Here is a 13,075-nt window from a genome sequence, read left to right as displayed (position 1 = left end):
GTGCCCCATGAGTCTGCTGCTTGAACCCTATACCCTGCGCCAATTGACCCTGCTCAACCGCATTGCCGTGTCACCCATGTGCCAGTACTCGAGCGTCGATGGCCTGGCCAATGACTGGCATCTGGTCCACCTCGGCAGTCGCGCTGTCGGCGGGGCTGGCCTGGTGTTTACCGAAGCGACGGCCGTCACCGCCGACGGACGCATCACTGCCGAGGACCTCGGCCTGTGGAATGACGAACAGATCGAACCGCTGCAACGCATCACCCGCTTCATCGCCGCCCAGGGCGCCGTGGCCGGCATCCAGTTGGCGCACGCCGGGCGCAAGGCCAGTACCTTTCGCCCGTGGCTGGGCAAGCATGGCAGCGTCAAGCCTGATGATGGCGGCTGGGTCCCGGTCGGCCCTTCACCGATTGCTTTCGACCCGCAACACACACAGCCCAAACAGCTCGATGAAGGGGAGATCGCCAAGGTCATTCAGGCCTTTGTCGAGGCGGCAAAACGCTCGCTGACGGCGGGCTTCAAGGTGGTCGAAATTCACGCCGCCCACGGCTACCTGCTGCACCAGTTTCTTTCGCCACTGAGCAATCAGCGCCGCGATCAATATGGCGGCTCGTTCGAGAACCGGATCCGGCTGGTGTTGCAAGTCACCGAAGCGGTGCGGGCCGTCTGGCCGGAGGAGTTACCGGTGTTTGTGCGGGTGTCGGCCACCGATTGGGTGGAAGACGGCTGGAACCCCGATGAAACCGTGGAACTGGCGCGCCGCCTGAAAGGCTTGGGCGTGGATTTGATCGACGTCTCGTCGGGCGGTACGGCGGCCAACGCGGAAATTCCGACCGGGCCGGGTTACCAGACGCGCTTTGCCGAACGTGTACGCAAGGAGTCAGGCATTGCCACCGGTACGGTAGGAATGATTACCGAGCCGGCGCAGGCCGAACACATTTTGCGCACCTGCCAGGCCGACATCATCTTCCTCGCCCGCGAGCTATTGCGTGATCCGTACTGGCCATTGCATGCCGATGATGACCTGGGAGGGCACAAGGCAATCTGGCCGGCACAATACCAACGGGCCACTCATCGTGATCAGCCGATCCATGAGTCGGATCTGCGCGACTGAAGTCACTGGACATGAAAAAGCCCCTGAATCGTAGGATTCAGGGGCTTTTTCGTTTACGCGGTTTATTGATCAGGCCGCTTCGATCTTGCTGCGGTTTTGCTCGACCTTGTTCAGGTAATCCTTGAGCTTGTCCTGCTCTGCCGGGGTGGTGAACAAGCCGAGCTTGCTGCGCCGCCACAGAATGTCGTGCGCAGTGGTCGCCCACTCTTCGCTGCACAGGTAATCGACTTCGCGGGTGTAAAGACCGCCGCCAATGTGTTCGCCCAGATCGCTGAGGTTCTGTACGCCTTCGAGCATGCGCCAGGTGCGGCTGCCGTAGGTGGTGGACCAGCGGCGCGCGATCTCGGCCGGCACCCAGTCGAACTTGTCGCGGATCAGCGAACTCAGTGCCTGTGGAGTCGTCATGTCTTCGCCGCCCGGCAGGGTCGCGGTGGCCGTCCAGCTTAGCTTGATGTCCTTGAAGTACGGCGCCAGTTGCGCCAGCGCCGACTCGGCCAGTTTGCGGTAGGTGGTCAGTTTGCCGCCGAACACCGACAGCAACGGCGCTTCCTCACCACTGCCCGACAGCGCCAGGGTGTAGTCGCGGGTAACGGCCGACGGGTTGTCGGACTCGTCGTTGCACAGTGGACGCACACCGGAATAGCTGTGCAGGATATCGTCGCGACTGATGCGTTTCTTGAAATGCGAGTTGACCACTTTCAACAGGTAATCGGTTTCGCCTTCGGTGATTGTCACGGCCGCTGGATCGCCGGTGTACTCGCGGTCGGTGGTGCCGATCAGGGTGAAGTGGTTCAGGTACGGAATGGTGAACACGATGCGCTGATCTTCGTTTTGCAGAATGTGCGCGTGTTCGCCTTCGTACAGTTTTGGCACGATCAGGTGGCTGCCCTGGATCAGGCGGATGCCATAAGGCGATTCCATCTTCAGGTCGTCACGAATGAACTTGGCGACCCATGGCCCGGCCGCGTTCACCAGCGCCTTGGCGCGGATCGAAAACAGGCTGCCATCGGCGCGTTCCAGGTGCAGGTGCCACAAACCCTTGGTGCGGCGAGCGCTGACACAACGGGTCTGGGTGTGAACGTGGGCGCCTTTCTCGCGGGCGGCCATGGCGTTCAGCACCACCAGGCGAGCATCGTCGACCCAGCAGTCGGAGTATTCGAAGCCTTTGGTGATTTCGCTTTTCAGCGGGCTGTCCGGGCCGAACTTGAGGCTTTTCGACCCTTCGAGTTTTTCCCGTTTGCCGAGGTGGTCATACAGGAACAGACCGGCGCGAATCATCCATGCCGGACGCAGGTGCGGGCGGTGCGGCAGTACGAAACGCATCTGTTTGACGATGTGCGGCGCCTTGGCCAACAGCACTTCGCGTTCGGCCAGTGCTTCACGCACCAGGCGGAATTCGTAATGTTCCAGGTAGCGCAGGCCACCGTGGATCAGCTTGCTGCTGGCTGACGAGGTGTGGCTGGCCAGATCGTCCTTTTCACAAAGGAACACCGAGAGACCGCGTCCGGCGGCATCCGCTGCGATCCCCACGCCATTGATCCCACCACCGATGACGGCGATATCGTAGACCTCGGCGAGAGGGGGAGTAGGCAAGGTAGAAGTGGGCATCGGCTGGCCTCGGGCTGTTCTGATTTTCTGTATTGGAATTCGAACATTAATGTTCATTTGCGAAAATGGTAGCCCATAAAGCCGCGCACAGCCAGTTAACTTCGATTGAAAATACTCATCGAAGGGCGGTCAAAGGAAAATATTCGAACATTAAGATGTGCGGTAAGCCGCAGAAGGTGTGTCACGTGGGCGACCGTATTCGCGAGCAGGCCCGCTCCCACAGGTTATGCGCAATCCTTGTGGGAGCGGCGGTGCGACGATTCGACTTGCTCGCGAAGGCGCCGGTACAGGCGCCGAAGTTGGAGGGGCGGTTTAAACCACTTCCAACCGAATCTTGTGCTGGTTCAACAACTGCGCCAACGCCGGCACAGGCTGCTGATCGGTGACCAGGCAATCGATCAGGCTGATCGGCCCCAGGCGAATCATGGCGTTGCGCCCGAACTTGCTGGAGTCGGCGGCGAGGATCACCTTCCGAGCGTTGGCGATGATCGCCTGGGAGACCCGCACTTCCTGATAATCGAAGTCCAGCAAACTGCCGTCTTCATCGATACCGCTGATGCCGACCAGGGCGAAGTCGACCTTGAACTGGTTGATGAAATCGACACTGGCCTGACCCACCACACCGCCGTCACGCCGCACGTTGCCGCCGGTCAGCAGCACGTCGAAGTCATCCTTGGCGCTGAGCATCGAGGCTACGTGCAGGTTGTTGGTAATGATCTTCAGGTGGTTGTGGTTGAGCAGCGCCCGGGCAATCGATTCGGTGGTGGTACCGATATTGATGAACAGCGAGGCGTGATCGGGAATCTGCGCCGCAATGGCTTCGCCGATACGCTGTTTCTCATCGCGCATCTGATCGGCGCGCATGGCGTAAGCGGTGTTTTCGACGCTGGAATCGTAGGCTGCGCCGCCATGGTAGCGACGCAATAAATTGGCTTCCGCAAGCTGATTGATATCGCGGCGGATGGTCTGCGGTGTAACGACGAACAGCTGAGCCATTTCCTCGATGCTGACGTAGCCGCGTTCGCGGACCAGTTCGAGGATTTGCTGCTGACGGGGAGGCAGATTCATGGGGCTTCCTTTGGGCTGCCGTGCAAAAATTTGCCCATGATGCCGCAGGAATCCGCTCCCGACCAGTTACATACAGATACGAGTACTTAGCTTGGCTTATTCAGCGCCTTCATGCGGTTCCCAATCGCGAGTGCGGCTGACAGCTTTTTTCCAGCCAGCGTAGAGTTTTTCTTTCGCGGTTTCGTCCAGGGTCGGTTCGAATTCGCGCTCGATCACAGCCTTGCCGCGCAACTCGTCCAGGCTGCCCCAGAAACCACACGCCAGGCCCGCCAGGTAAGCGGCGCCGAGTGCCGTGGTTTCGCGCATTTGCGGACGCTCGACCTGGGTGCCGAGGATGTCGGCCTGGAACTGCATCAGGAAGTTGTTCGCCACCGCGCCGCCGTCCACGCGCAGGGACTTGAGGCGTTCGCCGGAGTCCTGTTGCATGGCGTCGAGTACGTCGCGGGTCTGGTAGGCAATCGACTCCAGCGCGGCACGAATGATGTGATCCACGCGTACGCCGCGAGTCAGGCCGAACAATGCGCCACGGGCATACGGGTCCCAGTACGGAGCGCCAAGACCGGTGAAGGCCGGTACCAGGTACACGCCGTTGCTGTCCTTGACCTTGTTGGCGAAGTATTCGGTGTCGTGGGCGTCGTTGATGATTTTCAACTCGTCACGCAGCCACTGCACGGTCGAACCGCCGTTGAACACCGCGCCTTCCAGCGCGTAGGCCACTTCGCCACGCGGGCCGCACGCGATGGTGGTCAACATGCCGTGCTTGGACTTCACGGCTTTGTCGCCAGTGTTCATCAACAGGAAGCAGCCGGTGCCATAAGTGTTTTTCGCCTGGCCGGGCTCGACGCACATCTGGCCGAACAGGGCGGCCTGCTGGTCGCCGGCGATACCGCCGATGGCGATGCCGCTTTTGGTGTGGCCGTAGATTTCCGACGAGGATTTAACTTCCGGCAGCATCTCGCGCGGAATATCCAGCACCTCCAGCATCTTTGCGTCCCACTCCAGGGTGTGGATGTTGAAGAGCATGGTGCGCGAGGCGTTGGTGTAATCGGTGACGTGGACTTTGCCGCCGGTAAATTTCCAGATCAGCCAGCTGTCGACGGTGCCGAACAGCAGCTCACCTTTGCGTGCGCGTTCGCGGCTGCCTTCGACGTTGTCGAGGATCCACTTGAGCTTGGTGCCGGAGAAGTACGGGTCGGTGACCAGGCCCGTGGTGTCGCTGATGTATTGCTCGTGACCGTCGCGCTTGAGCTGCTGGCAGATCTCGGTGCTGCGGCGGCACTGCCAGACGATCGCGTTGTAGATCGGGCGGCCGGTGGTCTTGTCCCAGACCACGGTGGTTTCGCGCTGGTTGGTGATGCCGATGGCCGCGACCTGGTCGTGATGCAGGCCGGCTTGCGCCAGGGCTTCGACCATCACGGCGCTTTGGGTGGCGAAGATTTCCATCGGGTCATGTTCGACCCAGCCTGGTTGCGGGTAATGCTGGACGAATTCCCGTTGGGCGGTGCAGACCACGTTCGCGTCGCGGTCGAAAATGATCGCGCGGGAGCTGGTCGTACCCTGATCGAGGGCAATGATGTAGTTCTTGTTCTGTGTGTCGGTCATGTCGATTGCCTTGGACGAAAAAAGGGAGTGGAGTCAGGCGCGCGATCAATGGGCAGGATCGCGCCAGCGGTATCACGAAGTTCTTGGTTTGCCGTCAATGGCCGATGTTGCTTCCTTTGTAGCAGGTTCGGCGCTCGGCAGATGACGGGCAATCAGCCCGCGATACGCCACAGCACCGAGGCAGGCACCGACAATCGGTGCGAAAATCGGAATCAGGAAATACGGGATATCACGTCCGCCGGTGAAGGAAATTTCACCCCAGCCCGCGAAGAAAGTCATCAGTTTAGGACCGAAGTCACGCGCCGGATTCATCGCGAAGCCGGTTAGCGGCCCCATCGAACTGCCGATTACGGCAATCAGCAGGCCGATCAGCAATGGCGCCAGCGGGCCCTTTGGCAGACCGTTGTTGTCATCGGTCAGGGACATGATCACGCCCATCAGGATCGCGGTGATGATCACTTCAACCAGGAAAGCCTGGGCCGTGGACAAGACCGGGTTGGGGAAGGTGGAGAACACCGACGCCAATTCAAGGCTGGCCTGGGTGCCGCGAACCATATGGTGAGTTTGTTCGTAATCGAAGAATAGATTGCTGTACAGCGTGTACACCAACAGTGCGCCACAGAAGGCACCCGCGACCTGGGCCAGGATATAGAACGGCAATTTACGCTTTTCGAAGTCAGCGAAAATGCTCAGGGCGATGCTGACGGCAGGATTGAGGTGAGCACCGGAAACCCCGGCGGTCAGGTAGATCGCCATGCTCACGCCGATGCCCCAGATGATGCTGATTTCCCACAGGCCGAAGCTGGCACCCGCGACCTTGAGCGCGGCAACGCAGCCCGTACCAAAAAATATAAGCAGTGCAGTACCCAGAAACTCAGCCATGCATTGGCTCGAGAGCGACGGTTGTTGTAAAGCAGTTGTCATTGAAAACCTCTTTTTTGTTGTTGTCTGGCGCTTTTTTCATCATGGCCAAAGCGCGATTTCCTCCGAGGCAGAATCCCCATCCTGTTCTCGGCTTACTGCTGGGTGCTGCAGTGACACTTTGGTGCGGTATTCACATTCGAAAAAATATAGACAAGAAACGCTGCTGTCAAAGGTCGAAAGTGAACCATCAGTCACATTTCAACTATTAGTCACGTGAATGATCGTGTCGTTCACGGAACAGACCGAATGTGGACGAACGGCAAACGGCGCTGGCAATCCCTTGAAACAGCGCCGCAATAGAGCCTTTTACCAATCAATGTCCTAGAATCCAGCGCAGTATTTTTCTTTCCGCCGCCCAGTCTGGAGCTGTCATGACCCCCGCATTGGATTTGTTGAAAAAAGTTCGTGCCGAACATCGCGTGCACAGTTACGAACATGATCCCAAGGCAGCGTCCTATGGGCTGGAGGCCGCGGAGAAACTGGGACTGGACCCGGCGCAGGTGTTCAAGACCTTGCTGGCGGCGAGTGAGAAAGGTGAGTTGCTGGTGGCGGTGGTGCCGGTCGTCGGAAGTCTTGACTTGAAAGGCCTGGCTCATGCGGCCGGCGTGAAGAAAGTCGAAATGGCCGACCCTGCTGCTGCGCAACGATCCACCGGTTACCTTTTGGGCGGAATCAGCCCGCTGGGGCAGAAGAAGCGCTTGCGCACTTTTATTGATAATTCTGCGCAGCCTTTCGCCAGTATTTTTGTCAGCGCCGGTCGGCGAGGTCTGGAAGTGGAATTGGCGCCGGCGGTGTTGGCCGAGCATACCCAGGCCAAGTTCGCCGATATCGGCCGTGCCTGACAAAGGAGAAGGTCATGCAGCTTGAATTTCACCAGGTCGATGCGTTCAGTGATCGACCTTTCAGTGGCAACCCGGCGATGGTCTACAGGCTCGATGCCTGGCTCACCGACGAGTTGATGCAGAAGATCGCCGCCGAACATAACCTCGCCGAAACAGCCTTCGTGGTGCGCGAAGGGCAAGCCTGGCACATCCGCTGGTTCACCCCGACGACTGAAGTACCGCTGTGCGGGCATGCGACGCTGGCCAGCGCTTACGTGCTGTTTGAAATCTACAAGGAACCGGTCGAGCGTCTGGACTTCTTTTGCAAGTCCGGCCCGTTGAGCGTCAGCCGTGAGGGTGAGCGCCTGTGGCTGGATTTCCCGGCTATCGTGCCCACTGAGCTAGGCGTGACCCTGGATGTCGAGCGCGCACTCGGTGTGGAAGCGGTCGATGTACTGGGTTCGAATGAACTGTTCGTGGTGCTGGAATCCGAGCAAGCCGTGCTTGAATGTCAGCCGGACATGGTCGCCCTGGCCAAGCTGCCGTGGCTGGGCGCTATTGTCACCGCCAAGGGCAGCAAGCATGATTTTGTGTCCCGCTACTTTGCGCCGGCAATCGGCATCAATGAAGACCCGGTGACCGGATCGACTCATTGCAGCTTGATTCCCTATTGGTCTAAACGGTTGGGTAAGTCGAGTCTGACGGCTTATCAATGTTCGGCGCGGGGCGGGGAGTTGTTCTGCCGGCTGGAAGGCGATCGGGTGAAGATCGGCGGGAATGCAACGCTCGTTGCGAGCGGCAAATTGTTGCTTGGCTAATTTCTTGTAGGAGCGAGGCTTGCCCGCGAAAGCGTCAATACAGTCAATGATGCTGTCGACGTATACGGCGCTTTCGCGGGCAAGCCTCGCTCCTACAGGTTCAGCTGTTAGTAAGCGGTGCTGTGGCGCCGGACACCGGATTCTGTCGCCGGAATCTGCGCCGCTGTGCTGCCCGATGCCTGGAACAGCACCAAGTGTTCAGCCGCGACACGAATGCCGACGTCCGAGCCTACCTGGTGATCGGCATGACTCGGAAATATCGACTCAAGCTGAGCACCCGTTGGTAGCTGCAAGCGATACAGGGTGGACGCTCCCTGGAAAGACTTGCCGACGATGCGTGCTTTCAAGCCGTTGTCCGGTGCATAAACAATATCGTCCGGGCGCAGCAACACATCCACCGCACCACCGACTGGCCAGGTGTAGGCTCGATTGCCGCGCAATTCACCCAGCTCGGTCTGCACCGACTCCGGGCTGCTCAGTTGACCGCGAATGAAGTAACCCTGGCCAATGAAGCTGGCCACGAATGGCGTCAGCGGTTCGTGATACAGGTTGTAGGGCGTGTCCCATTGCTCCAGCCGACCTTCCTTGAAAACCCCGACATGGTCACTGACCGCGAAGGCTTCTTCCTGGTCGTGGGTGACCAGAATCGCGCTGGTGCCACGCGCCTTGAGAATGTCGCGCACCTCTTGGCTGAGCTTGCGTCGCAGCTCGCCATCGAGGTTGGAGAACGGTTCGTCGAGCAGCAGCAATTGCGGTTCCGGCGCCAGAGCGCGGGCCAGTGCGACACGCTGTTGCTGGCCACCGGACAGCTCATGCGGAAAGCGCTTGCCGAGGTTCTTCAGGTTGACCAGTTCCAGCAACTCTTCGGTGACGCGATCCTTTTGTGGGTGCTTGCGGATCCCGAAGGCAATGTTCTCGGCCACGCTCAAGTGCGGAAACAGCGCGTAGTCCTGAAACACCATGCCGATCCGGCGTTTTTCCGGCGCGAGGGTGAAACCGGCGCGGGAGATGGTCTCGCCGGCCAGCTGTATTTCACCTTCGTGCACCGGTTCGAAACCGGCAATGGCCCGCAGGGTAGTGGTCTTGCCGCAGCCCGAAGAGCCCAGCAGGCAACCGATATCGCCGGCATTCAAATGCAGGTTGAGGTTCTGCACGACCCGCTGGTCTTGGTAGCCGCAGGCGAGGTTGCGCAGGTTAAGCAGTAATGGCTGGCTCATGCGTGGTGGTACGCCGGCTCGACGAGAAATTCGAGCAGGGCCTTTTGTGCGTGGAGACGGTTTTCGGCTTGATCCCAGGCCACCGAGCGCGTGTCGTCGAGCAGGTCGGCGCTGATTTCCTCGCCACGGTGGGCCGGCAGGCAGTGCATGAACAACACGTCCGGGGCGGCCAGATCGAGCAGGGCACGGTTGACCTGATATGGCGCGAACAGCTTCAGGCGTTTGGCGGTTTCCTCTTCCTGGCCCATGGAGGTCCAGACGTCGGTGCTGACCAGATGAGCGCCGCGCACGGCATCCTTCGGATCGCGCAGGATGGTGACGCGATCACCGGCCTTGGCCACGAACTCCGGATTGGGCTCAAACCCTTCCGGACAGGCGATGCGCAACTGGAAGTCGAACTGGATCGCCGCTTCTATATAGCTGTTGCACATGTTGTTGCCGTCGCCAATCCAGGCCACGGTCTTGCCCTGGATCGAACCGCGGTGTTCGAGGAACGTTTGCATGTCGGCCAGCAACTGGCACGGGTGCAGGTCATCGGACAGGCCGTTGATCAGCGGGACGCGCGAATTGGCGGCGAATTCGGTCAGGGTGCTGTGGGAAAACGTACGGATCATCACCGCATCGAGCATGCTCGACATGACAATGGCGGCATCGCCGATCGGCTCGCCACGGCCCAGTTGCGTGTCGCGCGGCGACAGGAAGATCGCCTGGCCACCGAGCTGGATCATGCCGGCTTCGAAGGAAATTCGGGTGCGGGTCGAGGACTTCTCGAAAATCATCCCGAGCACGCGGTTTTTCAGAGGCTCGAACAGTACGCCGCGGTTACGCAGGTCTTTGAGCTCAACGCCTCGACGGATCACGCTGACCAGCTCTTCGGGCGTGCAATCCATCAGGGAGAGAAAGTGCCTTGCGCTCATCATTGACTACCTTTTTGCAACAGACCGCAGATACTCAAAGCCTTGTTTAACTGAAAAACGGGCGAGACCTGCGGCGTAAGCCGCACGGGGCGACGAAATAGGGGAAGGCGCGATCTTATAATTAAATGTCGCGTCTTACCAATAGGGCTACGGTTTTTAGGGGATTTCAGAGGGGCTACGGGGTGACCGCAGTAGCGCTTTTGAAGCCTGTTTCCTGACAGCAGCCCACCATTTGTACACTGCGGCCAAGGGGCTTTGCAATCAACCGGGGCGGGGATCGCGCTCTGCTGGTCGGTTTCCGACCCGGCATTCGAGGTCTCGACTGGTAATGTGCCTCGTCTGAAACACTTGCTAATGCAAAGTGCTGGGTTATAACTAACTCACGAATGACGCAGGAAGCCTTTGGAATGGAATCGAAAGATCAGCAACTCATGGAGCTACTCGGCCTTACGGCCCGCTCACTGACCCACCTTACCGCTTCAATGACCTCGATGTCCTTCGAGCTGATGCGCAGTAACGACGAGGTCACCAAGGCCGCCGGCCGACGGATGATTGACCGCATGGCCACGATCAGCACCGGGCTCGACGAGCACTGGCGACTGATCGGCGAACTCACCGGTGTACATCTCGCCCAGGAACAGGTCGAAACTGTTCAGGAGATACAGTTGCAGGTACCGCCGAGGTTGCCGCCGAACTGATATCGAGCGGTCATCGGCTGGCCTGATAGCCACCGATTCACAAGACGAACGTCGCTGGCGCAGTCGCGGGGCAGGCGCCATAGTTTTGTTCCCGCGGCTGATATTGCCCGCCAAGAACAAGACAGAGACTGGCCATGACCAAGACTCTCCATCACCGTGCGTGCCACTTGTGTGAAGCCATCTGCGGCCTGACTATCGAAACCACCGAAGTCGACGGCGCCGTACAGATCACCTCGATCAAGGGTGATCCCCAGGACACCTTCAGCCGTGGGCATATCTGCCCCAAGGCCGTTGCCCTGCAAGATCTCCAGAATGATCCGGATCGCCTGCATCAGCCGATGCTGCGGGTCGGCAGCGAGTGGCAACCCATCGAGTGGGAAGACGCCTTCAATCTTGTCGCCGAGCGTCTGGCCGCCATTCAGGAGCGTCATGGGCAGAACGCGGTGGCGGTCTATCAAGGCAACCCCAGCGTGCACAACTACGGGCTGATGACCCACAGCAATTACTTCCTCGGCTTGCTGAAAACCCGCAACCGCTTTTCCGCGACGTCGGTCGATCAGTTGCCTCATCACCTGACCAGCCATTTGATGTACGGCCATGGTTTGCTGTTGCCCATCCCTGACATCGATCACACCGATTTCATGCTGATCCTCGGCGGCAATCCGCTGGCCTCCAACGGCAGCATCATGACCGTGCCGGATGTGGAAAAGCGTCTGAAGGCGATTCAGGCCCGGGGCGGCAAAGTGGTGGTGGTCGATCCGCGCCGCAGTGAGACGGCGGCGATTGCCGATCAGCATCTGTTCGTGCGTCCGGGGGGCGATGCGGCGCTGTTGTTCGGGCTGCTCAATACCCTGTTTGCTGAAGGCCTGACCCGCGACAGTCATCTGCCGGTGGACGGGCTGGATGAGGTGCGCCAGGCGGTGGCAGGTTTCACCGCTGAGGCCATGAGCCCGCTGTGCGCAGTGCCCGCCGAACAGATCCGTCAACTGGCCCGGGATTTCGCGGCGGCACCGACAGCGGTCTGCTATGGCCGCATGGGGGTGTCGACCCAGGCATTCGGCACTTTGTGTCATTGGGTGGTGCAGTTGATCAACCTGGTCACCGGCAACCTCGACCGCGTGGGCGGTGCGCTGTGCACCGAACCGGCGGTGGACCTGGTGGCGTCCACTTCGGGTGGGCACTTCAATCTGTGGCAGAGCCGCGTGTCCGGACGTCCGGAATACGCAGGAGAACTGCCGGTGTCGGCACTGGCCGAAGAGATGCTCACCGAAGGGGAAGGGCAGGTCCGCGCGCTCATCACCGTGGCGGGCAATCCGGTGCTGTCGACGCCCAATGGCCGGCAACTGGAGCAGGCACTGGACGGCCTGGAGTTCATGGTCAGCGTCGACCTGTATATCAACGAAACCACGCGTTATGCCGATCTGATCCTGCCTTCCACCTCAGCCCTGGAAAACGATCACTACGACACCACGTTCAATATGTTTGCGGTGCGTAACGTCAGCCGGTTCAACCGCGCGATCCTGGCGAAACCAGAGGGTGCGTTGCACGACTGGGAGATCTTCGTCGGACTGGCCAAAGCCTTTGCCGCGAAGACCGGCAAGGAACTGAAACCGACTATTGCTCCGGCGCAGATGATCGATCGTGGTTTGCGGATGGGGCTGTATGGCGATGCTTCGGAGCATAAATTGTCATTGGCGACGTTGTTCGATCACCCGCATGGGGTCGATCTTGGGGCGCTCAAACCCAACCTGGCGCCGCGACTGAAAACCGCCAACCAGCGCGTCCAGGCCGCGCCGCCAGTGATCCTTGCCGACCTCGCACGGTTTGCGGCCTTGCAAGCACCGGCGGCTGATGAATTGCTGATGATCGGCCGTCGTCATGTGCGCAGTAACAACTCGTGGATGCATAACTATCACCGTCTGGTGAAGGGCAAGCCACGCCATCAATTGCTGATGCACCCGGACGACCTGGCCAGCCGTGGGCTCAATGATGGGCAGCGCGTGCGGGTCAGTTCGCGGGTCGGCGTGATTGAAGTTGAAGTGCTCGGCAGTCTGGATATGATGAAAGGCGTGGTCAGCCTTCCTCACGGTTGGGGCCATGCGCGACCGGGTGTGCAAATGACCATTGCCAGTGGCCAACCGGGTTCCAGCGCCAATGACCTGACCGATGAGTGTCAACTCGACGAGTTGTCGGGCAATGCAGCATTGAACGGCGTGCCAGTGACCGTGGCGGCGGCTTGATCAAGTCTGTCGGGGAGACCGAGCATGGCGCTCGGGTTTCCGTTACAA

Annotated in this window: 11 protein-coding genes; 5 read left to right on the top strand and 6 right to left on the bottom strand. The window is 59.7% G+C overall.

What is annotated here, in order from left to right; genetic code table 11:
- Positions 1 to 7: 7 nt before the first annotated feature.
- Positions 8 to 1,114, top strand: coding sequence for an NADH:flavin oxidoreductase/NADH oxidase (locus ACA057_RS25625; protein WP_497343384.1), 1,107 nt, complete (start codon positions 8 to 10; stop codon positions 1,112 to 1,114).
- A 69-nt stretch (positions 1,115 to 1,183) separates the two neighbouring features.
- Here ACA057_RS25625 and glpD read toward each other — a convergent pair whose 3' ends face one another.
- From glpD to ACA057_RS25605, 4 genes are all read right to left on the bottom strand, one after another.
- Positions 1,184 to 2,722, bottom strand: a complete 1,539-nt coding sequence (gene glpD / locus ACA057_RS25620; RefSeq protein WP_497343382.1) for a glycerol-3-phosphate dehydrogenase — start codon at positions 2,720 to 2,722, stop codon at positions 1,184 to 1,186.
- A 312-nt stretch (positions 2,723 to 3,034) separates the two neighbouring features.
- A complete protein-coding gene (locus tag ACA057_RS25615; protein WP_497343380.1) occupies positions 3,035 to 3,790 on the bottom strand; it encodes a DeoR/GlpR family transcriptional regulator in 756 nt (251 codons plus the stop codon).
- 96 nt (positions 3,791 to 3,886) lie between these two features.
- Entirely contained in the window at positions 3,887 to 5,392 is a 1,506-nt protein-coding gene (gene glpK, locus ACA057_RS25610) for a glycerol kinase GlpK (RefSeq protein ID WP_497343378.1), read from the bottom strand.
- Positions 5,393 to 5,464: 72 nt separating this feature from the next.
- Positions 5,465 to 6,316, bottom strand: coding sequence for an MIP/aquaporin family protein (locus ACA057_RS25605; protein WP_497343376.1), 852 nt, complete (start codon positions 6,314 to 6,316; stop codon positions 5,465 to 5,467).
- Positions 6,317 to 6,687: 371 nt separating this feature from the next.
- On the opposite strand from ACA057_RS25605, the gene ybaK reads away from it, so the two are divergent.
- Positions 6,688 to 7,158, top strand: coding sequence for a Cys-tRNA(Pro) deacylase (gene ybaK, locus ACA057_RS25600; RefSeq protein WP_007971306.1), 471 nt, complete (start codon positions 6,688 to 6,690; stop codon positions 7,156 to 7,158).
- 14 nt (positions 7,159 to 7,172) lie between these two features.
- Positions 7,173 to 7,955, top strand: coding sequence for a PhzF family phenazine biosynthesis protein (locus ACA057_RS25595; RefSeq protein WP_497343374.1), 783 nt, complete (start codon positions 7,173 to 7,175; stop codon positions 7,953 to 7,955).
- A 107-nt stretch (positions 7,956 to 8,062) separates the two neighbouring features.
- Here the strand turns inward: ACA057_RS25595 and ACA057_RS25590 are convergent, their stop codons facing one another.
- Both ACA057_RS25590 and argF read right to left on the bottom strand, forming a co-directional pair.
- Positions 8,063 to 9,172, bottom strand: coding sequence for an ABC transporter ATP-binding protein (locus tag ACA057_RS25590; RefSeq protein WP_401363786.1), 1,110 nt, complete (start codon positions 9,170 to 9,172; stop codon positions 8,063 to 8,065).
- Positions 9,169 to 10,089 (bottom strand): ornithine carbamoyltransferase, encoded by a 921-nt coding sequence (argF, locus tag ACA057_RS25585; protein WP_497343371.1) that lies wholly within the window; start codon positions 10,087 to 10,089, stop codon positions 9,169 to 9,171. The genes ACA057_RS25590 and argF overlap by 4 nt, the downstream gene beginning before the upstream one ends.
- 407 nt (positions 10,090 to 10,496) lie before the next feature.
- Here argF and plzR point away from each other — a divergent pair, with 407 nt between their 5' ends.
- On the top strand, positions 10,497 to 10,787 hold the full coding sequence (gene plzR, locus ACA057_RS25580; protein WP_497343369.1) for a PlzR type 4 pili assembly inhibitor: 291 nt from the start codon (positions 10,497 to 10,499) through the stop codon (positions 10,785 to 10,787).
- A 134-nt stretch (positions 10,788 to 10,921) separates the two neighbouring features.
- On the top strand, positions 10,922 to 13,027 hold the full coding sequence (locus ACA057_RS25575; protein WP_497343367.1) for a molybdopterin oxidoreductase family protein: 2,106 nt from the start codon (positions 10,922 to 10,924) through the stop codon (positions 13,025 to 13,027).
- Positions 13,028 to 13,075 lie beyond the last annotated feature (48 nt).

The organism is Pseudomonas sp. LBUM1661, assembly GCF_059695925.1.
The sequence above is the reverse complement of the archived record's forward strand: the minus strand, read 5'-3'. Positions and strand labels throughout refer to the sequence as shown.